The sequence below is a fragment of the Pseudocitrobacter corydidari genome (assembly GCF_021172065.1).
Taxonomy (GTDB): domain Bacteria; phylum Pseudomonadota; class Gammaproteobacteria; order Enterobacterales; family Enterobacteriaceae; genus Pseudocitrobacter; species Pseudocitrobacter corydidari.
Map to the genome: position 1 here is coordinate 2,754,033 of NZ_CP087880.1, position 22,549 is coordinate 2,776,581.

Annotated in this window: 18 protein-coding genes; 14 read left to right on the forward strand and 4 right to left on the reverse strand. The window is 54.8% G+C overall.

Features of this window, described 5'->3' with window-relative positions; all coding sequences use genetic code 11:
- Nucleotides 1-4: 4 nt before the first annotated feature.
- Entirely contained in the window at nucleotides 5-373 is a 369-nt protein-coding gene (gene fliE / locus G163CM_RS12805) for a flagellar hook-basal body complex protein FliE (RefSeq protein ID WP_231825223.1), read from the reverse strand.
- A 20-nt stretch (nucleotides 374-393) separates the two neighbouring features.
- The gene (locus G163CM_RS12810; protein ID WP_231825224.1) at nucleotides 394-1,428 is read right to left on the reverse strand and encodes a sigma-54 interaction domain-containing protein; all 1,035 of its coding nucleotides are present in this window, start codon (nucleotides 1,426-1,428) and stop codon (nucleotides 394-396) included.
- 513 nt (nucleotides 1,429-1,941) lie between these two features.
- On the opposite strand from G163CM_RS12810, the gene G163CM_RS12815 reads away from it, so the two are divergent.
- Genes G163CM_RS12815 through G163CM_RS12845 form a run of 7 tightly spaced genes read left to right on the forward strand, consistent with a single transcriptional unit; the run spans nucleotide 1,942 to nucleotide 8,240 of the window.
- Nucleotides 1,942-2,823, forward strand: coding sequence for a FliM/FliN family flagellar motor switch protein (locus G163CM_RS12815; RefSeq protein WP_231825225.1), 882 nt, complete (start codon nucleotides 1,942-1,944; stop codon nucleotides 2,821-2,823).
- A complete protein-coding gene (gene fliN / locus G163CM_RS12820) occupies nucleotides 2,816-3,214 on the forward strand; it encodes a flagellar motor switch protein FliN (protein WP_231825226.1) in 399 nt (132 codons plus the stop codon). Before G163CM_RS12815 ends, fliN begins: the two co-directional genes overlap by 8 nt.
- A complete protein-coding gene (gene fliP, locus G163CM_RS12825; RefSeq protein ID WP_231825227.1) occupies nucleotides 3,211-3,966 on the forward strand; it encodes a flagellar type III secretion system pore protein FliP in 756 nt (251 codons plus the stop codon). Before fliN ends, fliP begins: the two co-directional genes overlap by 4 nt.
- 2 nt (nucleotides 3,967-3,968) lie before the next feature.
- Nucleotides 3,969-4,241: a flagellar biosynthesis protein FliQ gene (gene fliQ, locus G163CM_RS12830; protein ID WP_042289150.1), complete on the forward strand. Its 273-nt coding sequence runs from the start codon at nucleotides 3,969-3,971 to the stop codon at nucleotides 4,239-4,241.
- A gap of 6 nt (nucleotides 4,242-4,247) precedes the next feature.
- On the forward strand, nucleotides 4,248-5,021 hold the full coding sequence (gene fliR, locus G163CM_RS12835; protein WP_231825228.1) for a flagellar biosynthetic protein FliR: 774 nt from the start codon (nucleotides 4,248-4,250) through the stop codon (nucleotides 5,019-5,021).
- Entirely contained in the window at nucleotides 5,021-6,157 is a 1,137-nt protein-coding gene (gene flhB / locus G163CM_RS12840; RefSeq protein WP_231825229.1) for a flagellar biosynthesis protein FlhB, read from the forward strand. Before fliR ends, flhB begins: the two co-directional genes overlap by 1 nt.
- Complete coding sequence (locus G163CM_RS12845; protein WP_231825230.1) at nucleotides 6,144-8,240, forward strand: flagellar biosynthesis protein FlhA; 2,097 nt, start codon at nucleotides 6,144-6,146, stop codon at nucleotides 8,238-8,240. Before flhB ends, G163CM_RS12845 begins: the two co-directional genes overlap by 14 nt.
- 54 nt (nucleotides 8,241-8,294) lie before the next feature.
- Here the strand turns inward: G163CM_RS12845 and G163CM_RS12850 are convergent, their stop codons facing one another.
- Nucleotides 8,295-9,284, reverse strand: a complete 990-nt coding sequence (locus tag G163CM_RS12850) for a lysozyme inhibitor LprI family protein (RefSeq protein ID WP_231825231.1) — start codon at nucleotides 9,282-9,284, stop codon at nucleotides 8,295-8,297.
- A 169-nt stretch (nucleotides 9,285-9,453) separates the two neighbouring features.
- On the opposite strand from G163CM_RS12850, the gene G163CM_RS12855 reads away from it, so the two are divergent.
- The 7 genes from G163CM_RS12855 (at nucleotide 9,454) to G163CM_RS12885 (ending at nucleotide 15,887) form a co-directional block, all read left to right on the forward strand.
- On the forward strand, nucleotides 9,454-9,711 hold the full coding sequence (locus G163CM_RS12855; protein ID WP_231825232.1) for a hypothetical protein: 258 nt from the start codon (nucleotides 9,454-9,456) through the stop codon (nucleotides 9,709-9,711).
- Nucleotides 9,712-9,988: 277 nt separating this feature from the next.
- The gene (gene hemP / locus G163CM_RS12860) at nucleotides 9,989-10,168 is read left to right on the forward strand and encodes a hemin uptake protein HemP (protein ID WP_015965682.1); all 180 of its coding nucleotides are present in this window, start codon (nucleotides 9,989-9,991) and stop codon (nucleotides 10,166-10,168) included.
- A gap of 76 nt (nucleotides 10,169-10,244) precedes the next feature.
- Nucleotides 10,245-12,230: a TonB-dependent hemoglobin/transferrin/lactoferrin family receptor gene (locus G163CM_RS12865; RefSeq protein WP_015965683.1), complete on the forward strand. Its 1,986-nt coding sequence runs from the start codon at nucleotides 10,245-10,247 to the stop codon at nucleotides 12,228-12,230.
- 46 nt (nucleotides 12,231-12,276) lie between these two features.
- Nucleotides 12,277-13,305: a hemin-degrading factor gene (chuS, locus tag G163CM_RS12870; RefSeq protein ID WP_231825233.1), complete on the forward strand. Its 1,029-nt coding sequence runs from the start codon at nucleotides 12,277-12,279 to the stop codon at nucleotides 13,303-13,305.
- The gene (locus tag G163CM_RS12875; protein ID WP_231825234.1) at nucleotides 13,302-14,123 is read left to right on the forward strand and encodes a heme/hemin ABC transporter substrate-binding protein; all 822 of its coding nucleotides are present in this window, start codon (nucleotides 13,302-13,304) and stop codon (nucleotides 14,121-14,123) included. The genes chuS and G163CM_RS12875 overlap by 4 nt, the downstream gene beginning before the upstream one ends.
- Nucleotides 14,123-15,115 (forward strand): FecCD family ABC transporter permease, encoded by a 993-nt coding sequence (locus tag G163CM_RS12880; RefSeq protein WP_231825235.1) that lies wholly within the window; start codon nucleotides 14,123-14,125, stop codon nucleotides 15,113-15,115. Before G163CM_RS12875 ends, G163CM_RS12880 begins: the two co-directional genes overlap by 1 nt.
- A gap of 10 nt (nucleotides 15,116-15,125) precedes the next feature.
- Nucleotides 15,126-15,887, forward strand: a complete 762-nt coding sequence (locus G163CM_RS12885) for a heme ABC transporter ATP-binding protein (protein ID WP_420851444.1) — start codon at nucleotides 15,126-15,128, stop codon at nucleotides 15,885-15,887.
- A 144-nt stretch (nucleotides 15,888-16,031) separates the two neighbouring features.
- On the opposite strand, the gene G163CM_RS12890 is transcribed toward G163CM_RS12885, so the two are convergent.
- Nucleotides 16,032-21,692, reverse strand: coding sequence for an autotransporter outer membrane beta-barrel domain-containing protein (locus G163CM_RS12890; protein WP_231825237.1), 5,661 nt, complete (start codon nucleotides 21,690-21,692; stop codon nucleotides 16,032-16,034).
- Nucleotides 21,693-22,549 lie beyond the last annotated feature (857 nt).

Here is a 22,549-nt window from a genome sequence, read left to right on the forward strand (position 1 = left end):
AACCTTAGAGCGGAGTATTCATCACTTCGTCCAGAGCGCTGGTGAGCTTGTTGCGCACCTGCATCATGGCCGAGAAAGCGACACTGGCTTTCTGACTTTCGATCATCGCACCGGCTAAATCGTCGCTCTGACCCATTTCAATCGCCTTCTGTTTTGCGCCAGCGCTATGTTGAACAGCATCAACATTATTAATGGCGTTGTTCAGCACCTGACCAAAAGAGAGGCGTTCAGTGGCCGCAAACGCTGTACTGGCTGGTTGAATTGCCGCTTGTGCATCCACCGAGCCGGCAGAAGCGACGGCAGCGGTCTGCTGCATGCGGCTCAGTATTTCAAGCTGCGTTGAATTCACACCTGTCGCACTTACTACATCCATAACTCAATCCTTTCCTGGCTTCAGGAGTAACACTCAAGATCAATACCTTCATCGCGCATCGAGGCGAGGCGGTAGCGTAAAGCCCGCGGGGTGATCCCTAAAAATTCAGCGGTTTTTGATTTGTTACCTTTGTGGCGCTTCAGCAGGTCGATGATGTACTGATATTCTGCGAGGCGACCATGCAGCTTCACATCGCGAATGGCGGATGCGCCGCTGCTCTCCTGCTCGCGATAAGCAGGCATCATGTCAATAGCGGGCGTTTCAGGCAGCATGACGCGAGCGACCAGGCCAAAATCGGCGGCACTAATCTCTTCACCATTGCTCAAAATCATGCCGCGCTGAATAACATTCTCCAGTTCACGCACATTACCCGGCCAGTCGTAGCCCAGCAGAGCGGTGCGGGCATCATCACTCAGACGCAAATTGCCACGGTGAAAGGCGCGGTATTTGGCAATGAAGCGCTGGGCCAGCGGCAAAATATCCTGCTTACGCTCACGCAGCGGCGTGATAGGAATCGGCACAACCGAAATACGGTAAAAGAGATCCTGACGAAAACGCCCTTCGGCGATTTCCAGTTGCAAATCTTTATTGGTGGATGCAATCAAACGGATATCCAGCGGAATACGTTTATGGCTGCCCAGGCGTTCAACTTCCTGCTCCTGTAATACGCGCAGCAATTTCGCCTGAAGCGCCAGCGGCATATCACCAATTTCATCCAGCAGAAGTGTTCCACCATTCGCCTGTTCGAATTTACCGGCAACGCTTGCAACGGCACCGGTAAATGCACCTTTTTCGTAGCCGAATAAAATTGCTTCCAGCATACTTTCGGGAATCGCTGCACAGTTAACACCAACATAAGGTGCATCGTTACCACAGGCATGTTCATGAATGTATTTTGCAACACACTCTTTCCCCGTACCTGTTTCACCTGTAATGAGAACCGAAACATTATAGTTAGCAACACGGCGTGCTAACGCCATAACGTTAACACTGGCTGAAGAAACGGCAATAAAGCCGTTTTCATTGCGTTCTTCACGATCAATGATAATGCTCATAAGGCGCACCAACAAAAAACAAATAGTAGAAAAGACACTACTCAACTTTTATTAAACACACCGTGAAAGAACATTACCCCACACGTGATAAAATAGAACAAAACGAAATGTTAATAAAAATAAGTAGTTTGTTATACTTTCTTAAATAGACTTAATTCAGGAAAGTGCGCGCAGTATAACGAGGTTCTACGAATTGTCTTATTTTTAATGGGTATTAAAACATTAATTCATGAAAATCAATAAGTTGCAAAAAATATTAATCGTGTTAAACGCAGATAAATAATGGATTAATAACCCATAGCCACTTGCAAATAAAGGCCTGTAATTGTCTAATCATTCCCCCTGATGAAAGGCGTATGAGTCTTCGCTCCGCGAAGGTCCCCGATGTTGTAGCAGAGCGACACGAGATTTAAAAAACTCAAACGCTTCCAGGGATATTTTTTGTAGATAGCGCGATGAGTTGTAAAAATGTGCTATCACTCATTTTATCATTATCGTTAAGCCGGAATAGCCATGTACCCAGTTTCACCGCGAATCAGAATCCATCAGTACGATGATTTGCCCGATCTCGTTAAACCGGAGATCAGCAAACTTGGTCGCCCATGGCATAAACTGCCCAAGTTGATGAATGACAGCTTTGACATTCTTGATGCGCGGCTGAGTATTTATTTTCTGAAGAAGCTTCGCGTTAATGCCGCATTAAAATCGATGACCTTTGCGATAGATCAAAACTATAAAAATGCGCAAATATTCTCTACTCCATACGGGAATATTGCATTTGTTATCGACCGTATTTTACTGCTTAATATCCTTCATGATTATTATGGGTTGAGCAAAGACAGTAATCATGTTGTCCCGGATGACACACTGCCGGTGACCAAAACCGAGGAGCGTCTGAAAAGTAAACTCGGGCTGGAATTAACGTCACTGGTTATCAGCAAAGAGACGTTTGGCGAAGACCTCGATATTAAAGTCGATTATTCGACGCTGATCAGTCAATGGTCGTGGTGCATCACCTTTACGCTCGAAGGTTATGACCACGGCAGCTTTACTGTGCTGCTCGACCATCGCCATGTCGATCAGATGCTGGCGTCCCTGCGTTCCCCGGACACCAGCCAGAACAGTGCGCCAAGCGCCCCCCTTAGCCCGGCTCAAATCGAGCGTCTGTTTGATACGCTGCCGCTGAAACTGAATGGTCGCCTGGCCAGCCTGAATCTGACCGTCGCGCAAATTGCCGACATCAAACCCGGCGACGTCATTCCCATCGCCATTAACGAGCCTTTACCGGTATTTATCGGCAAAGAACAGATTTTTGAAGCTTCTATTGCAGAAGATCGCAGCAAGTTGTTCTTGTGCGATATCTATGACAAAACCACCGAGAAACACTATGAGTGATGTGCAACACGATCTGAGTCAATCTCTCGATCTGGACGATTTAAACCTCAGCGATATGCCGCAGGAAGAGACTGTAGAAGGCAATATTCGCCTCGATTTACAGTCAGAAACCCGCAATGCGCCAATGACGGATATGCGAAAAATGGCGCTGTTCCGCCGTATTCCGGTGACACTGACGCTGGAGGTCGCCTCTGTCGATATTTCACTGGCAGAATTGATGACGGTAAACAGTGATTCCGTTATTGAGCTGGACAAAATGGCCGGTGAACCGCTGGACATCAAGGTCAATGGAATTCTGTTTGGCAAAGCGGAAGTGGTTGTACTGAATGATAAATATGGGCTGCGGATTATCGAGTTTAACGCCAAAGAGCTTGGTGAGTTGACGCGATGAATCAGCCGTTTTACAGAGGCGGCATCGCGCTGTTGCTGCTCCTGGGTTTGCTGTTTGCCCACCCTGCGCTGGCGGCAAATGGCGATGTTACCCTTTTCAGCACCACCACCACCGCCGCGGGCCAGGATTACAATGTTAAAATTGAAATTCTGATCCTGATGACCCTGCTCGGTCTGTTGCCGATCATGGTGCTGATGATGACCTGTTTTACCCGTTTTATTATCGTGCTGGCGATTTTGCGTCAGGCGCTGGGTTTGCAACAGAGTCCACCTAACAAAATCCTGACCGGTATCGCCCTGGCCCTGACGCTGCTGGTCATGCGCCCGGTCTGGACGACTATCTATAACGATGCGATCACCCCCTTTCAGAACGATGAAATCACCTTAAAGCAAGCATTAGCCAAAGCGGAAGCACCGCTGAAAAAATACATGCTGGCACAAACCAACAATAAAGCGATGGCGCAAATGATGAGTATCGCGGGTGTAGAGGGCGATGCCCGCGAGCAGGATTTAACCGTTGTCACGCCAGCGTACCTGTTGAGCGAGCTGAAAACCGCATTCCAGATTGGCTTTATGATTTACATCCCTTTCCTGGTCATTGATTTAATCGTCGCCAGCGTACTGATGGCAATGGGCATGATGATGCTCTCCCCGCTTATCGTATCGCTCCCCTTCAAGCTGATGCTGTTCGTTCTTTGCGACGGCTGGACGCTGATTGTCGGGACGTTGACGTCCAGCGTGCAGGGGCTATAGCGATGATGAATATGGACACCGCCGGAGACATTATGGCCTCAGGCATTCATCTGGTGCTGCTCATTTCCGCCGTGGCGATTGTTCCCAGCCTGATTGTCGGGCTGTGTGTCAGTATTTTCCAGGCAACCACCCAGATTAACGAACAGACGCTGAGCTTTTTGCCGCGTCTGGTCGTGACGCTGGGCGTGCTGATTTTTGCCGGGAAATGGATGCTGACACAGCTGGTAGACTTCACCACGCAGATCTTCCATCAGGCGGCGGGGCTGGTAGGCTAAACCGCGATGGGAATCGATATTCAGACGCTATTGACGCCGTTAATTGCCCTCGTGTTACCGTTTATTCGCATCCTGGCGTTTATCCAGTTTGCGCCAGTACTGGATAACAAAGCGTTTTCCCGCCGGGTTAAGATAGCCACCGCGCTTGCGTTGTCGGTGATTATCACGCCAATGCTGCCCAACAATGTCGTGCTCAGCGAACTGCTGTCGATGCGAAGCATTCTGCTGATTGGTGAACAGGTGCTGTGGGGCATTCTGTTTGCCAGCGCGCTCCAACTGGTGTTCGTCACCCTGCAAACTGCCGGGCACATTCTGTCGATGAATATGGGGCTGGGCATGGCCATGATGAATGACCCCATTAATGGCAACTCCACCACCGTCATTTCGCAGATTATCTATATTTTCTGCGGCCTGCTGTTTTTCATTATGGACGGGCATTTGCTGCTGGTGACGATTCTGTTTAAGGGCTTCAGCTACTGGCCTATTGGTCAGGCTATCAATCAGCCCACGCTCGCGCTTATCGCTCAGGGGCTGGGCTGGATAATGGCCTCCGCAACGCTTATTGCCCTGCCCACAACATTCGTGATGCTGATTGTTCAGGGCGGTTTCGGGCTGCTCAACCGCGTGTCTCCCACACTTAACCTGTTTTCTCTGGGCTTCCCTATCAGCATGCTGTTTGGGCTGCTGTGTATTTCGATGTTGGTCAGCAATATTCCCGATCACTATCTGAACCTGACCAATGAAATTCTGGCGAAACTCGACGCTGTGAGGGTGCATTAATGTCTTCTTCCAGTGGCGATAAAAGCGAAAAACCCACACCGGGGAAGCTGCGAAAAGCGCGCGAAAAGGGCGATATTCCCCGTTCGAAAGATCTCACCATGGCGGTGGGTCTGGTGACGTCCTTTTTCACGCTTGCCACCTTTTTGCCTTACTACCAGAAATTGATCGGCGAGTCATTTACCGCCGTGGGTGAAATGGGTGCGAAAATTGACGATCCTGGGGCGATTAATCAGTTTCTGCTGCTGAATGTCTGGATACTACTGCGCTTTATTGCCACGCTGACGCCCATTCCTGTCGCCTGCATTATTGCCAGCCTGATCCCTGGCGGGTGGATTTTTACACCGAACAAGCTCAAACCAGACTTTAAAAAGCTGTCGCCCATTAGCGGCCTTAAGCGTATTTTATCCGCCAGTCACTATACGGATGTCGGCAAGATGCTGCTCAAATGTGGCATTATTCTGGCCGTTATCTACACAATGGTGCATGACTCCATGCACGAACTGCTGTATCTGCAACGTCTTTATTTGCGACAGGCGATTACCCAGGGTTTTGACATTTTCCGCCACGTTGTCACCTGGTTCGTCGCCGTTATCGTCGTATTTTCATTGCTTGATGTTCCGCTCAGTAAATTCATGTTCACCCGAAAAATGCGCATGACTAAGCAGGAAGTTAAAGAGGAACATAAAAACAACGACGGTAACCCGCAGATTAAAGGCCGCATCCGCCAGCTCCAGCGACAGATGGCCATGGGGCAAATCAGCCGCACCGTTCCGACGGCAGATGTGATCATCACCAACCCGACTCACTACGCGGTGGCGCTGAAATATGATCCGCAGAAAGCTGAAGCGCCCTACATCGTCGCCAAAGGGATTGACGACGTGGCGCTGTGGATACGTGAAGTCGGTAGCGCAAACCATATTGAAGTGGTGGAGTTTCCACCGCTGGCACGCGCGGTGTATTACACCACGCGCGTAAACCAACAGATCCCGGCCCCGTTATTCCGTGCCATCGCCCACGTTCTGACGTACGTCATGCAACTGAAGTCCTGGCGGGCAGGTAACGTTGAGCAAAAACCCCATCTGAACAGGCAGATAATCATTCCTCAGGAGATAGTAAAAGCCAATGGCGAACAGTAAATTGCGCAATGCGCTCGGGGTGCTCCGTCAGGGGCACATCGGCGTACCGATCCTGCTTCTTTGCGTGCTGGCAATGGTTATACTGCCTCTGTCGCCGCTGATGCTGGACATCTTCTTCACCTTCAACATTGTCCTTGCGGTCATTGTGTTGCTGGTGTCAGTCAATATGCAGCGTCCGCTGGATTTCGCTATCTTCCCGACGCTGCTGCTTATCACGACATTGATGCGTTTGACCCTGAACGTTGCCTCAACGCGTGTAGTGCTGCTGCACGGTCATGAAGGTGAAGGGGCCGCCGGTAAGGTGATTGAAGCCTTTGGCCAGGTGGTGATTGGCGGTGATTTCGTGGTCGGCTTCGTGGTGTTTATCATTCTGATGATCATCAACTTTGTGGTCGTGACCAAAGGCGCCGAGCGTATTTCTGAAGTTTCCGCGCGCTTTACTCTCGATGCTCTGCCAGGTAAACAGATGGCGATCGACGCGGATCTGAATGCCGGGTTGATTAATCAGCAGCAGGCACGCACCCGCCGTCAGGAGGTCTCGAAAGAGGCTGATTTCTACGGTTCAATGGACGGTGCGTCTAAGTTCGTGCGCGGAGATGCAATTGCCGGGATCATGGTCCTTATCATCAACGTGATAGGCGGAATCTGCATCGGTATCTTTAAATACGATCTGGATGCCGGTCATGCGTTTCGTCAGTACGTTCTGCTGACCATTGGTGATGGCCTTGTTGCGCAGATCCCCTCCCTGCTGCTGGCGACAGCCGCAGCCATAATCGTTACCCGCGTAAGCGAAGGGAACGACGTCAGCGACGAAATTAAGACCCAGTTGCTGTCAAAACCTAAGGTGCTGTATACCGCCGCCTTTGTGATGTTCGTGCTCGCAATCGTGCCGGGAATGCCCCATATCGCCTTCCTGAGCTTTACAGCGCTGCTGCTGTTTGCCGCCTGGCGACAGAGTAAAGTGGTTCAACCCGCACAGCCCGAAAGCGAAATGGATGCACTTTCAGATGCGCTGATACCGGATGAGACACAAACGATAAGTTGGGACAGTATTCCGCTGGTTGAGCCCATTGGCCTCAACCTGGGATACAAACTGGTCAGCATGGTGGATGACACTAAAGGAAGTCCACTGTCGCAACGTATACGCGGTGTGCGGCAGGTTATTTCCGAACACTGCGGGGTCCTGCTCCCTGAAATCCGTGTGCGCGAAAACTTCCGCCTGAAACCGGCGCAGTACGCCATTCACATCAACGGTATTCGTACCGCGCTGGGCGAAGTCCATGCCGACAAGCTGATGGCTATCCCGGGGGCGGAACTCTATGGAGAGATCGATGGCGTGCTGGACATTGACCCAGCATACGGGATGGCGATTGTGTGGATTGATACGGAACAAAAGGCCAAAGCGTTAAATCTGGGGTATCAGGTGGTGGATTGCGCAAGCGTAGTGGCCACGCATGTCAATAAAATCGCCCGCGAACACCTGCCCGATCTGTTTAATTACGATGATATCACTCATCTCCACACCCGCCTGTCACAACAGGCTCCGAAGCTGGCGGAAGATTTGAATGCGGCGCTCAACTACAGCCAGTTGTTACGTATATACCGTCAGTTACTGCTGGAGCAGGTGTCGCTGAAGGATATCGTCACTATCGCTTCAACGCTGCTGGAAAGTGCGGCGGTGACGAAAGATCCGATCCTGCTGACATCCGATGTGCGCTTTGCTCTACGCCGGGCCATTGTCCACAATATCAATGGCGATCGCCCGCAACTTGTGGCGTATACCATTGATAATCAACTGGAGAATATGCTACTCGGCGCGCTTAATCAGGCACAGCAGGCCGGAAAAGTGGCGCTCGATAGCTTCCCGGTTGATCCCAATATTCTGACGCAATTGCAGAATACGATGCCGATGATCTACCAGCAGATGAAGGCAAAAAGTCTGCCACCACTGCTGCTGGTGACACCGCAGTTGCGCCCGGTAATTTCGCGCTATGGACGACTTTTTGCCAGCGGGCTGCATGTGCTTTCGTACAATGAAGTGCCTGACGATGCAGATTTGAATGTGGTGGGAACATTGGGATAAGTGTCGGTTGGGTAAGCACAGCGCTACCCAACGACATCCGCGCCGGAACACAATCTATTTATCCATAAACCGCAATTTCCACCCGGCAATCGTGCGGGTCATGGTACGCAGGTCATTTCCTTTGGTACTGAAATATTTCAGTACCAGCTTACCGTCTTTATCCGGCGCAACTCGCGCCGCCCAGATATCGCTTTTGGTATACATCACAATCGCCGTCTGACGGTTTGCCGCACCTCGTACCCACATTGAGACCACTGTCGCGCCAATGTTATCGATATCTTCCTGATAGATGTACACATTCGCCGTATCGACAAACTGCTGATAATCCTCGCCAACCAGCGTTCGGAAACGCTCGTCCATCTTAGGATCGGCAAAAATCGCCAGCGATAACAGCGTCGCTTTTGGACGCGGATCGCTGTCGGCACGTATATAACGCCCGTCAATAAACGCGCCGCTCGGCATGGAAAGACCACAGCTCCAGTCTGCATTACTGAATACCTGAAGCGCACCACTTTTACGTGGAATAAACAGCAGACGGCAGTTGCTGGTGTCTGCGATACGCTCGACAAGGGCCATTCCATTAACCTTGCGGGCTTCTGCAGTAAATTCATCTTTATTCAGTCCGGACCACACGCGAATATCCGTCGTAACCGACCATTCTGCGCTCCGGCTGAACTGGATAGTACCACCACTCATGTTGGAGACACTGGTGTTCCACCAGCGCCCTTCCCAGTCAAAATCTTCTGCTACATCAGAAACGGTACTAATACCTTCATAGTAGGCACGCTCGATACAGGCGTCTGTGGTGCAGTTTTCCAGAGAATCTTCCCACTGTGTATACCGTTTCTGGACATCCCTGGTATCGCCGTGTACCAGCATCGTACGATAAATCACGCTCATTGTGCTGTCGAGCCAGTGCAGGTTGTCGTTGCTGCAAATGGTATTTTCAAGCGGCGTCGATGCGCGCAGGCAGTTCACAGCAAACGTGCTGGTAGAGAAAAGCGAGAGGCTTAACAGTAAGCAATTAATCAGACGACAAATCATTTTGAATATTCTTTAACCAAAACTGTCGGCCATTTTGGCGAATACTGCTTTTATTTGCAATAAGTCACACAAATTAATTCAAAAAACAAATAACGCACGTCATCATTTAAGTCATCAGTCCAGCTTGCCGCTTATTAATTGTATGTATTCATAGTTGGAACGTTATGTTATGAAAATTGATAGCAGCAATTACACACTCTCAGTACTTTCCTCTACACTTCAACAAGATGATACAAAAAGGAAGCCACTAGGCATTTTGCGAAACAGCGGTCAGTACAGCCCGCAAAGCGGTTACTGGCAACTCTCCAGCACGGCGATCTCTGCCATTGTTAATTTAAAAAAAGGAGAGATGATGCCTTATTATCAGGGCGCACCTGTTAAGTGGACGTTAATTGAATATGATATGAGTAAAGAAACAGACATTTAAATGAACAACGAATATTACAATTATTTGTAATATTCCCTTAGTTTATTCTGACAGATAAAGCGGATGATGGACCTTTTGCGCATAATTGTCCTCACCGGGCGGAAAGAAGAAGGACGATCTGACCGACCACCTCCCTGAAGAACATAGCAGCGTCAAATGTAAAAAATTGATCCAGCCACTGTTTTTCGTAAAAAAGTGCTTGATACAAATCAACACATAACGATAATGATTATCGTTATCGACTTAGTTATCATTTTCATAACGGAACGCGCCTGGTATGAATAACACAGAAGAAGACCGGATAAAGCACAGCGCCTCGCCGTACCCTTCGCACGAGAAACGCTTGATTAGCAGCAAATTGTTGCTCGGCGACGAGGGTTCGGTGCTGATTGAGCACAATGGCCAACACTATCAACTGCGCCAGACGCAATCCGGCAAATTGATCCTGACTAAATAAATCATCCTATTTCGCCAGCCACCCAGGTGACTCCCAGGCAGCCAGCAATTTTTCATTTTCCTTATGGAGAGTTGTTATGCTACGCCCGCAATCCGCCCCGCTGCGCCCGACGCTGCTGGCCCTGACCATCGCCGGTATTCTGCCCGGCACCGCCTTCGCCGCCGGCGAAACAATGACCGTCACCGCCACCGGTAACGCCCGCAGCGCATTTGAAGCGCCCATGATGGTTAGCGTCATCGATACCGCCGAGCCTGAAAATCAAACCGCCAGTTCCGCGGCTGACCTGCTGCGCAGCGTGCCGGGGATTACGCTCGACGGCACAGGCCGCACCAACGGTCAGGACGTCAACATGCGCGGCTACGACCGCCGCGGCGTGCTGATTCTGGTGGATGGCGTGCGCCAGGGCACCGATACCGGCCACCTCAACAGCACTTTTCTTGACCCGATGCTAATCAAACGTATCGAAGTGGTACGCGGCCCGTCGGCGCTGCTGTACGGCAGCGGCGCGCTGGGCGGGGTCATATCATACGACACGGTAGACGCCAAAGATCTGCTGCGCGAAGGTCAGAACAGCGGCTACCGCGTCTTTGGCACCGGGGCGACGGGCGATCACAGCATCGGCATGGGGGCCAGCGCCTTTGGCCGCACGGATACGCTTGATGGCATCGTTTCCTGGTCGAGCCGCGATCGGGGCGATCTGCGCCAGAGCGATGGCTTTACCGCACCAAACGACGAATCGATCAACAACATGCTGGCCAAAGGTAGCTGGAAAATCGACGATGCGCAGACGTTAGGCGGATCGTTCCGCTACTACAATAACAAATCGCAGGAACCGAAAAATCCGCAGAGCAGTGAAGCCTCTGACAGCAGCAACCCGATGACCGATCGTTCCACCATTCAGCGCGATGCGCAGCTCACCTATAAACTTGCGCCGCAGGGCAACGACTGGCTGAACGCCGACGCAAAAATCTACTGGTCGGAAGCGCGGATTAACGCACAGAACATCGATAACACCGGGGAATTCCGCAAGCAAACCACTAAAGGCGGCAAAGTCGAAAACCGCAGCCGTCTGTTCAGCGACTCATTCGCCTCTCACCTGCTGACCTACGGCGGGGAATACTATCGCCAGGAGCAGGAACCCGGCGGCGTTACCACCGGTTTCCCGGAAGCGAAAATCGATTTCAGCTCCGGCTGGATCCAGGACGAAATCACCCTTCGCGACCTGCCTGTTACCCTGCTCGGCGGCACGCGTTATGACAACTATCGCGGCAGCAGCGACGGCTACGACGATGTGGATGCCGATAAATGGTCATCCCGCGCAGGCATGACCGTCAGCCCAACCGACTGGCTGATGCTGTTCGGCTCTTACGCCCAGGCCTTCCGCGCGCCAACGATGGGCGAGATGTACAACGACTCGAAGCACTTCTCCATCGGTAGCTTCTACACTAACTACTGGGTACCGAACCCGAACCTGCGCCCGGAGACCAACGAAACGCAGGAGTACGGTTTTGGTTTGCGCTTCGACGACCTGATGCTGGCCAACGATTCCCTCGAATTCAAAGCCAGCTACTTTGATACCAAAGCGAAGGATTACATCTCTACGGCGGTCGATTTCGCGGCGGCAACGACGATGTCCTATAACGTGCCAAACGCCAAAATCTGGGGCTGGGATGTGATGACCAAATATAGCGCGGACCTGTTCAGCCTCGACGTGGCCTACAACCGCACGCGCGGGAAAGACACTGACACCGGGGAGTATATCTCCAGCATCAACCCGGACACGGTGACCAGCAAGCTGAATATTCCGGTGGCGCACAGCGGTTTCTCGGTCGGCTGGATTGGGACGTTTGCCGACCGTTCCACCCACGTCAGCAGCAGCTACAGCAAGCAGCCAGGCTATGCGGTTAACGATTTCTACGTCAGCTATGAAGGCCAGCAACAACTGAAAGGCGTCACCACCACGCTGGTGCTGGGCAACGCCTTTGATAAAGAGTACTGGTCGCCGCAGGGCATTCCGCAGGACGGGCGCAACGGGAAAATTTTCGTAAGTTATCAGTGGTAACGACATCGCCCCGGTTCGCCGGGGCTTCATCTGGAAGGAAGAGACAATGAATCACTACACACGCTGGCTTGAGCTAAAAGAACAAAACCCAGGTAAGTACGCGCGTGACATCGCAGCATTAATGAATATCAGCGAGGCAGAGTTAACCTTTGCCCGCGTGGGCCATGACGCGATGCGTCTTGCCAGCGACGTGCGCGACATTCTTGCCGCGCTGGAAGCCGTTGGCGAAACCAAGTGCATCTGCCGTAACGAATACGCGGTACACGAACAGGTTGGCGAATTCACTAACCAGCACCTGAGCGGCCATGCGGGGCTGATCCTCAACCCTCGCGCCCTTGACCTGCGCCTGTTCCTGCACCAGTGGGCCAGCGTTTTCCACATCAAAGAGATGACCGCGCGCGGCGAACGCCAGAGCATTCAGTTCTTTGACCATCAGGGCGATGCGCTGCTGAAAGTCTACGCCACCGAGCGCACCGACATGACCGCATGGGCCGATGTGCTTGCGCGCTTTGTCATTAGCGACAATGCAACTCTGGTGCTGAAACCCGTAGAAGAAGCCGCCAGTGAAAGCCACGCCGACGCCGCAACCGTTGATAGCGAGTGGCGTGCGATGACCGATGTGCACCAGTTCTTCACTCTGCTGAAGCGCCACAACCTGACGCGTCAGCAGGCATTTTCGCTGGTCGGCGACGATCTCGCCTGCAAAGTACCTAACAGCGCGCTGGCACAGATTCTCGATAACGCGCGTCAGGACGCCAACGAAATTATGGTGTTTGTCGGCAACCGTGGCTGCGTGCAAATCTTCACCGGCGTGGTGGAAAAAGTGGTGCCGATGAAAGGCTGGCTGAATATTTTCAACCCAACGTTCACGCTGCATTTGCTGGAAGATCATATTGCCGAAAGCTGGGTCACTCGCAAACCGACCGCTGACGGCCACGTCACCAGCCTGGAAATTTTCGCCCACGACGGCACGCAGATTGCCCAGCTTTACGGTCAGCGAACCGAAGGCCAGCCGGAACAGACACAGTGGCGCAAACAGATTGATGCACTCACGGCGGAAGGGCTGGCAGCATGAAAAAATGGCTCGCTCTGCTGGTCGCCCTGCCCGTCGCGGCGCTGGCAGCTCCGCAGGAGAAGATCGTCGCCCTGGGCGGCGACGTGACCGAGATTGTTTACGCACTCGGGGCGCAATCTTCGCTTGTCGCGCGTGACAGCACCAGCCAGTGGCCGCCGGAAGCGGCCAAACTGCCGGATGTGGGTTATCTGCGCCAGCTCAATGCAGAAGGTATTCTGGCGATGCGCCCAACGCAGGTGCTCGCCAGCCAGCAGGCACAACCGTCGCTGGTGCTCAAACAGCTTGAGCAGAATAAGGTGCAGGTGATCAGCGTGCCGAGCCGTAACTCACTCAGCGTGATTGACGAAAAAGTGCAGGTCATCGCCAAAGCCACGCACCGTGAAGCCGAAGGCGAAACGCTGCGCAACAGCGTGCGTCAGGCCATTGCTGCGCTGCCCACCACGCCGCTCGATAAAAAAGTGCTGTTTATTCTCAACCACGGCGGCATGAACGCGATGGCCGCCGGGCAGCAGACGGCGGCCGATGCGGCGATTCGCGCGGCCGGGTTAACGAATGCGATGCAGGGCTTTGCCCGCTATCAGCCGCTGTCGCAGGAAGGCGTGATCGCAAGCCAGGCCGATCTGGTGGTGATCCCCGCCGACGGTTTAGCGGCGATTGGCGGCGAAGCGAATCTGTGGAAGCTGCCGGGGCTGGCGCAAACGCCTGCCGGGAAGCATAAACAGGTTCTGGCGATAGACGATATGGCACTGCTCGGGTTTAGCGTGCGTACGCCGCAGGCGATTCAGCAGTTGCGTACCAAAGCGGAGTCGCTGCCCTGATGTCACGGCGGATCACCCTCTCTCTCATTACGCTGGCACTGATGCTGGCGGTGGGGACGCTGGCGGCAAGCGGTTTTGGCGCGTTGCGCCTGCCGCTCAGCCTGCTGTGGAATAACAGCGATGACGCGCTGCGGCAAATCTGGTTCACCATTCGCCTGCCGCGCGTACTGCTGGCGCTGGTGGTCGGCGGCTCGCTGGCGCTGGCGGGCTGCGTGATGCAGGGGCTGTTCCGCAATCCGCTGGCCGATCCGGGCCTGCTCGGTATCAGCAGCGGTGCGGCGCTCGCGGTGGCGCTGTGGGTGGTATTACCGCTGACGCTGCCGCCGCTGATGATGCTTTACGCACCCATGTTCGCGGCCTTTTTTGGCGCGCTGGCGGCGACGGTGGTTATCTTCCTGCTGAGTCGCCAGCGCGACAGTTCTCTGTCGCGCTTGTTGTTAGTCGGCATCGCCATTAACGCCCTGTGCGGCGCGGCAGTCGGCGTGCTGTCGTGGGTGAGCAACGATGCACAGCTGCGCCAGCTTTCTCTGTGGGGGATGGGCAGCCTGGGCCAGGCACAGTGGTCAACGCTGCTGACAGTCGCCTCGCTGATGGTGCCCACCGTGTTTGTTATCTGGCGTCTCGCCGCCGCGCTGAACTTGCTCCAGCTCGGCGAAGAAGAGGCGCACTATCTCGGCGTGGACGTGCAATCGGTTCAACGACTGTTGCTGGTATGCAGCGCCCTGCTGGTTGCCGCCGCCGTGGCAGTAAGTGGTGTAATTGGCTTTATCGGCCTGGTGGTGCCGCATTTAATCCGCATGTGGCTCGGCGCCGATCACCGTGCCGTTATCCCCGGTTCGGTTCTCGCGGGCGCTTTACTGCTGCTGATTGCCGATACCTTTGCCCGCACGCTGGTGGCACCTGCGGAGATGCCGGTCGGCCTGCTGACCAGTATTCTCGGCGCGCCGTGGTTTTTATGGCTGATTTTCCGTCGCGGAGGGCAACATGGCTGATTCACTGAGCGTGAAAAATCTCCACTACCGCGTGGCAAACCGGTTGATCATTCGTGATGTGTCGCTCAGCCTTGAACGCGGTGAACTGTTGACGCTCATCGGCCCCAACGGCGCGGGAAAATCGACGCTACTGCGCCTGCTGACCGGGTATCTTGCGCCTGCGGGCGGTGAGCGCTGGCTGGCTGGAAAAACGCTGGAGAGCTGGGAGGCTAACACGCTTTCACGCCAGCGTGCGGTGATGCTTCAGCAAACGCAGATGGGCTTCGACTGGCCGGTTGAAGCGGTGATTGGCATGGGGCGCATACCGTGGACACCGCAGCCGGAAAACGCCGTGATTCAGCAGGTGATGCAGCTAACCGAATGTCTGCCGCTGGCGGGCCGGCGTTATGCGTCGCTCTCCGGCGGTGAGCAGCAGCGCGTACAGCTGGCGCGAGCGCTCGCGCAGCTGTGGAGTGAGGATTCGCCACGCGGCTGGCTGTTTTTGGATGAGCCCACCTCGGCGCTGGATCTGTTCCATCAACAGCATCTGCTGCGGTTGTTAAAACGGCTGACCCGGCAAGGCGATCTTCACGTGTGCGTGGTGCTGCATGATTTAAATCTGGCCGCGCTGTGGGCCGACAGAATTGTGCTGCTGTATGACGGAATGATTGTTTCGCAGGGCACGCCTGATGAGGTGTTACAGGCGGAGACGCTGGCGCGCTGGTACGGCGCGGAGGTGCAGGTACGGACGCATCCCGAATGCGATGCGCCGCAGGTGTTTTTAGCCCGGTGACATTGCCGGGAGGCGCTGCGCTTGCCCGGCCTACAACATCATGCAAATGCAATATATTGCAGAGACCGCGCAGGCCTGATAAGCGAAGCGCCATCAGGCAAAAAACAGAAGGGAGCCGAATGGCTCCCTTCTGTACTTCCGGCCTTACCAGCCGTATTTCACCCCCAGCATCCCCTGGGTGTCGCTGTAGCCCTTGTCGCCCATCTGCACGCCCACGTTGCCCCACACGCTCAGGTTTTGACTCAGCTTTCCTTCCACACCCGTGCGCACTTCGCCCAGGTTGCGCGAGCCGTCGCGGCTGACGCGTACCCCGTCCATCCGCACGCCGTAGGTTTCACTGTTGTAAATCCAGTTCGCCTCCACGTACGGCTGGAACTCGCGGCCTTTCCCTTCATCCAGCTTATTATGACTGTTGAGGAAGGTCTTCACGCCCAGACGCGTCTGCACGTTGCCGTCGCCTTCGCTGCGGATACGCGTGCCGTCATGACGGGTGTGCGCATCGTCCTTCACGCCCATCCACGTCACCTGCGCCTGCGGCTGTACGTACCAGCTGTTCAGCGTGCCCGCGCTGCCGCTGAACTCGCCCGCCTTCAGCGTGTACCCCGCTTCCAGCGAGGCCGTCAGCCCCTTCGACCGGTAGTCGTCGCGCTCGCGGTTGTCCGCTTCCACGCTGCTGTCGAACCAGCTGTACAGCAGCCAGCTGTCCACGTACGCCCCGCTGCGGTCGGCTTCGTTCTGGTACCACGTGCCGTACACCCCGGCGCTGTAGCCGCTGATACGCCCGTCAGAGTCATAGCCCGCCCGATCGCTGCGGGTGTTACTGTGCGCGTTGGCGTAGCCGCCCATCACGCCCAGGTGGAAACGGTCCTGCCCGCTGGTGCTCCACTGCGCCACTTCCCCGCCCACCTGTAACACGTAGCGGTTGCTCTGCGTTTTCAGCTGACCGTCGCCCGCCTGCGAACGTTCATGCCCGCCGACGTGACGCATCCACAGGCTGCCCGCGAAGCTCTCCTCGTCATGCAGCCCTTCCGTGTACTGCGCCTCGCCCAGACGGTCGTGCAGACGGTGCGTGAAGAAGCTGTTGGCCGTCGCCAGGTTGCTGATGTAGCTCCCCGCTTCCGGGCGCAGTACCGATGGCCCGGTCGGGTCGACAATCGGCGGCTGTGCCGGCGTGACGCCGCTCCACTTACTGGTCAGATACCAGTTCGCGGCGTTATCGCCCTGCCCTTTCGCCAGCGTGTACACCCATGCGCCCGCTTCCACCGTGCCGGTGGTCAGGGCGAAGTTACCCGCCGAGTTGCCGCCCACGTTCACCAGTTCAATACCGTTGGTCGTCTGCGCCCCCAGGCCGCCGACGTTGTTCACCTGCACGCGGGTATTTCCTGAAGTGTCGCCCTTCACCGTCAGCTTATCAGTGGCCGACTGGTCATCGCCCAGCTCGGTATTGAAGGCCATCAGGCCGTTATTGCCCGTGTAGTTGCCGTTCACCACCAACTGGTTGCCCGGCTGTGCGCCAGGCTGGTTCATCAGCACCGTGCCGCCGTTATGCAGGTTGCCGCCCACCGTGGTCTGCGCCACCGCCAGCGTGCCGCCCTGACGGATATCCATATCCCCCGCCGTGCTGCCGAAGCCCGAGAGCATCGCCCCGTCGTGGATATTCACCTGCTGGCTCGCCATCGCCACTGCGCCGTCTGCATCCGCGCCGAGCGCCAGCACGCCGCCGGCGATGTCCGTGGTGCCGGAATACGCCGCCGAATCTGCCGTTAACGTCAGCGTACCGCTGCCCTGTTTATTCAGATTGCCGCTGCCGGAGACCGCATGGCTCAGCGTCCAGTTGCTGTCGGTAGCCACCGTCAGCAGGCCGTTATCCGTAACGCCAGCCGTACCGAGGTTCGCCGCGTCCGTGACCGTCATGGCGCTGTCCGCCTCGATACGGAACTGACCGCTGAAACTCTGGTTGTCGCCGGACACCGCCACAGCCGAGGCCTGCGCCACGTCAACAATGCCCGCGCCGCTCAGGCTGTTGAGCAGCGTCCCGGTGACGCCATTCAGCGTCAGGGTGCCGTCATCAATCACGTTGCCGCTACCCACGCCCTGCGCATCGTTCAGCACCACTTCCGCTGCATTTTCGATGGTGGTGGTGGCACTCAGACCCGCGTTCGCCCCGTCAATGGTCAGCACGCCGCCCGCCACGCCGAGATTACCCGCCCCGGTGAGGCTGCCCTGGCTGGTGCCGCCGTTCTGCAGCGTCAGGCTGCCGCCGTTGAGCGCCAGCGTGGAGCCTGCTTCTCCGGTGAGCCTGCCCGCCGTCTGCGTGGTGCCGTTCAGGTCGGCAAGAGCACCGTCACTGATAACCAGCGCCGAGGTGTTGCCCAGCGCGCCGTCCGCATCGGTACGCAGCGTGCCCGCCTGCACCTGCGTTTCGCCGCTGTAGCGGTTACTCGCGTTCGACAGCGACACCAGCCCGGCGGTATTGATGCCAAGATTCCCCTCACCGGAGATAGCCGCCGACATATCTGCCGCCGCCCCCTGCGCCCCGGCGTGCTCTGCCAGCACCAGCGTCTGCCCGGCATGGATATCCAGCGCCTTCAGGCCGTAGTTGACGTACAGGCCATCGCCCGGCGCGGTGGTCAGGCGGAAACCGTAATCCCCGTCCGCCACCACATCACCGTTCTGCGCAATGGCGATGCGTTCATCTTCCGCCACCGGGTCGCCGTTCTGGTCCGTCAGCGTCAGCGCACCGCCGGAGCCGGTCACCTCCTGCGCATGCACCAGCAGCACGCTCACATTGGTGTCATCCTGCTCCAGCAGATTCAGCGTGGTATCCGGGTTAGCCGCGCCCGGATCGTTCCACGGGTTCGCCACCGTGACCTGTACCGTGCCCGTATCCGCCGTCAACATGCCGGTCTGAATCGCGCCCTGCGCCTGGGTACTGGCGGGGATTTCAGTGTTGAAAATCAGTTTGCCGCCGTTGAGATGCAGGCCGCCAATCTGCTGCACGCCGTCGCCGACGGTGGTGGTGTTACCCGCATCCAGCTTCAGCGTCGCCTGCGTCAGCGCCAGAGTGTTATCGCCAGAAAGATCGAAGGTGCTGTTTTTGAGTTCTGCCGTACCGGTATACGCATTGCCGGTGGTATCAGCGAAGTTAAAGGCGTTATCCGCACTGGCAAGGTCAACCTGCAGCAGGCCGCTGCCGGTAAGCGCGTTGCTCAGGGTGTAGTCGCCAGAAGCTTCACTGGCGCCCGTCACCGATAGCGTACCCGCGTCGGCAATATTCACCGCGCTGCTGCCCAGCCCGGTGTTGCCGGTGCTGGAGTGCGAGGCCACGGTAAGCGTGCCGCCGTTCACCTGCGTGCGCCCGCCGTAGCTGTTTTCAGCGGTAAGGACAGTGTGACCCGCGTCCTGAATGACCGCGCCATTCTCGCCTGAGATCAGCGGATTAAAGACATAGCCCGTCGCAGAATCATCGGTGTGGTTAAAGACCAGCGAACCGTTGCCGTCACCAAACTCAACGCTGTCGGTGCCGGTGAGATGCCCGGCGACCGCCGCGATATCCTCATGCGCCGCGCCGATGTTGAGCGAGCCGGTGCTTCCTTCAGCCAAACCCAGCAAGACGCTTCCATTCGTCAACGCCAGCGTGCCTTCATTGCTGAGCGTCACTGCGCCATCGCCGTGTGCGCCGATATCGATGGTGGTGCCTCGCAGCAGTGAACCTTCGCCATCCACATTCACGCGGCCCAAAGCACGATCGTTAGTCCCGACGCTAATCGCATCTTCGCCGTTAACCTGGCCACCCGAGGCAATATTGAGCGTGCCGTTGCCCGTTACACCTATCTGTAAGTTACTCGCGACGTTCCACTGTCCCTTGGTATTCACGTTGACCGTGCCTGTGCCGTCAAAATAGGTTGCGACCTGCCCGGTAGAAGCAGTATTAACGACGCCAGCATCGGTGATATTCAGGGTTCCCTGCCCCGCATGGCCCACACGTAAAGCAGCAGAGTTCATCACCGCGCCCGCGCCGTTCACATTCAGCAGTCCGACCCCGGTATTATTGACCCCCACAGTGGTACCGCCTGCGGTAACCGTGCCTTCGCTCGCAATATTGAGCGTGCCGTTCCCCCAATCACCTATCATCAGGGTTTGCGGGCTGTTACCCGCCGAGACGACATTCCATTGGCCTTGGGTGCCCACGTTCACGACGCCGACACTGTCATCCACATCGCCGATGGTCGCCGTCGAGGACGTGTTCACTTCAGCGGCATCACTGATATTGAGGGTTCCAGCGCCTCTCTCGGCGATGATGATTTCAGCGGTATTGAGTTGGGAGCCTTCGCCTTTGACATCCACTTTCCCCGTGGCCATTTCCCAGCGCGCCAGCGAGACGTCTCCGGCATCCACTTTACCGCCGCTGGCAATGTTCAGCGTACCGTTGCCGCCAGTGCCGACGACCAGCGTTTGCGCGCTGTCGCTAGCATTTGTCAGATTCCACTGACCGTTCTCTGTAACACTGACTACGCCGACAGAATCGCCATTAAGCCCGATCGCGCTTGCGCCAGTGCTCTGCACGACGGCAAGGTTGGAGATAGACAGGTTGCCTGTTCCAGAATCGGCAACAACCAGTTCGGCGGTGGTCATTTTCGATTCTTCGCCGTCAACGGTAACGATGCCCTGCGCGTCGGCTCGCGAGCCAATGAAGGTATTTCCCGCGATGACCTTCCCTGCGCTGTTGATGTTGAGCGTGCCGTAACCCCGCTCCCCCACTAATAACTGCTGGTTATTAAGCACCTCCCACTCGCCGCCGGTTGACACCGTCACAGTGCCCGTTCCCGTTGCGCTGCGGGCAATAGTGCTGTTGCCATTGCTGTAGACAACGCCGGAATCGGAAATGGTCAGTTCACCCTCGCCATAATCACTGACGCGCAGGGAGGTGGTTGTGAGTACGGAACCGCTCCCCGACACGGTGGCTGTGCCCTTGCCATCCTCAAAGCTTCCAAGTGTCATCACACCTGATGTAACGCTGCCGTTTGAATGAATATCCAGATTCGCCGTACCGTTATAACCAATATTCAGGCTTTGTAATTGACTCGCATCGTTAATCAGATTCCAGCTGCCGCTATCCGTCACGGTAACCAGCGCCGTGACGTCAGCCTCAGACGCAATAATGACATTCTGCGCAGAGGTTATATTTCCCTCATTACGAATATTCATCATGGCGTTGCCTTGCCAACCAATAATCATCGCTTCGGTATTAAGTTGGGAGCCCTTTCCATTAACGTTTAAGGTTCCATTCCCTCCGTCACGATATCCCAGGATAGTTCGGCCTGCGCTTACCGTGCCGCCGTTAAGGATATTCAACGTTCCGGTGCCGCTATTACCAATGGAAAACTCATTCTGCCCCAGCTCCCAGATACCTGAGCCAGTTACCGTCGCTGTGCCAACTGCATTGGCATTTGCCCCAATAGTAGAAGAGCCGTTAATACTGGTTATGGCACCGTTATCATTAATGGTCATTGTCCCGGCGCTATTACTTCCGACAACCACACGTTCAACCGTCAGGGCATCGCTATAGGTGTGACTATCGCCATTATCGATCGTGAGAACTTCAGCCTGCACTGTGCCGGATAGCGCCAGCATGACCAGCAGTGACAGAGGACGAAAAGATTTAACGCTCAGCGCAGCGTATCCCGGTGAAACTGTTACTGCTTGCTGAACAGATGTGGTTTTACCCAGTCGCCGAGTATGCTCCGAGCAAACCTGATAAACACGTAAGGTGCAATTCCAGACAACGCGGTAGATCTTATTCATTATTATTACTCCTTGTTTTGTTGCTCTCACAGGCAATACCAGCAAGTCCACTGACCTTTTGACAGGCGAGCAGAAGCCGAAAACGCTTAAAAGCGTTATATTTCAGTGCAATGCATTCATTCCCTTTACTTATTTATCTTATAAATACGCCACATCAAAATAAGACAATAAGAAAGAACGAGTATTAATACTCATTCCAGAGTGGTGAGATTTTTATTTCAGTTCAATACGAAACCTCCCCCTCAGAAGGCGGCGACTTACTTAACCTGTTAATAAAAATGACGACCCAGTTTCACATCGTCAAAAAAAGCTGTCAACATAGCCACAACGAAGAAAACATTGAATTAATAACATTAAGAAACCATTTAGAAGAAAAATTCTCATCCTTCACTTTTATAAAAAGCAAGCGCTGCGTTTAGCACATTAATCGCTACAACTAGCACTCAGAAATTTAAATGCGCATTTAGGATTTACACACCTAAAAATACTATTTTCACAACATTTACCAACAGCACAAATTGCTAAATATGGCGAATTAACGACCAACTATTGATTAGTCATGAGAATGAGTCGCTTTTCTGCGACTTTCGAATTACAGAAACATTAGCTTCCGAGTAAAAATGTTTGTTTGCGCAGACAGATTTCAACATTGCGCAATCTTGCCACCGCCCGCTTACCGTCAGAGCGCGCCATTCCTGGGTTGTTAGCAATATTCAGTAACAAATGAAATGCTATTCCCATTCTTAAATTGCACTTAAGATGCGCATTGTTAACTATAAGAATCCTAATTAGTTAACTAATCAATTATTTTACAACCCATAACACTTAAACAACACTTAAGACTACGAACTTATAGC

Bases quoted from the DNA above. Each gene is read 5' to 3' on its own strand.
- fliE (WP_231825223.1), bottom strand. From the start codon at position 373: ATGGATGTAGTAAGTGCGACAGGTGTGAATTCAACGCAGCTTGAAATA.
- G163CM_RS12810 (WP_231825224.1), bottom strand. From the start codon at position 1,428: ATGAGCATTATCATTGATCGTGAAGAACGCAATGAAAACGGCTTTATT.
- G163CM_RS12815 (WP_231825225.1), top strand. From the start codon at position 1,942: ATGTACCCAGTTTCACCGCGAATCAGAATCCATCAGTACGATGATTTG.
- fliN (WP_231825226.1), top strand. From the start codon at position 2,816: ATGAGTGATGTGCAACACGATCTGAGTCAATCTCTCGATCTGGACGAT.
- fliP (WP_231825227.1), top strand. From the start codon at position 3,211: ATGAATCAGCCGTTTTACAGAGGCGGCATCGCGCTGTTGCTGCTCCTG.
- fliQ (WP_042289150.1), top strand. From the start codon at position 3,969: ATGATGAATATGGACACCGCCGGAGACATTATGGCCTCAGGCATTCAT.
- fliR (WP_231825228.1), top strand. From the start codon at position 4,248: ATGGGAATCGATATTCAGACGCTATTGACGCCGTTAATTGCCCTCGTG.
- flhB (WP_231825229.1), top strand. From the start codon at position 5,021: ATGTCTTCTTCCAGTGGCGATAAAAGCGAAAAACCCACACCGGGGAAG.
- G163CM_RS12845 (WP_231825230.1), top strand. From the start codon at position 6,144: ATGGCGAACAGTAAATTGCGCAATGCGCTCGGGGTGCTCCGTCAGGGG.
- G163CM_RS12850 (WP_231825231.1), bottom strand. From the start codon at position 9,284: ATGATTTGTCGTCTGATTAATTGCTTACTGTTAAGCCTCTCGCTTTTC.
- G163CM_RS12855 (WP_231825232.1), top strand. From the start codon at position 9,454: ATGAAAATTGATAGCAGCAATTACACACTCTCAGTACTTTCCTCTACA.
- hemP (WP_015965682.1), top strand. From the start codon at position 9,989: ATGAATAACACAGAAGAAGACCGGATAAAGCACAGCGCCTCGCCGTAC.
- G163CM_RS12865 (WP_015965683.1), top strand. From the start codon at position 10,245: ATGCTACGCCCGCAATCCGCCCCGCTGCGCCCGACGCTGCTGGCCCTG.
- chuS (WP_231825233.1), top strand. From the start codon at position 12,277: ATGAATCACTACACACGCTGGCTTGAGCTAAAAGAACAAAACCCAGGT.
- G163CM_RS12875 (WP_231825234.1), top strand. From the start codon at position 13,302: ATGAAAAAATGGCTCGCTCTGCTGGTCGCCCTGCCCGTCGCGGCGCTG.
- G163CM_RS12880 (WP_231825235.1), top strand. From the start codon at position 14,123: ATGTCACGGCGGATCACCCTCTCTCTCATTACGCTGGCACTGATGCTG.
- G163CM_RS12890 (WP_231825237.1), bottom strand. From the start codon at position 21,692: ATGAATAAGATCTACCGCGTTGTCTGGAATTGCACCTTACGTGTTTAT.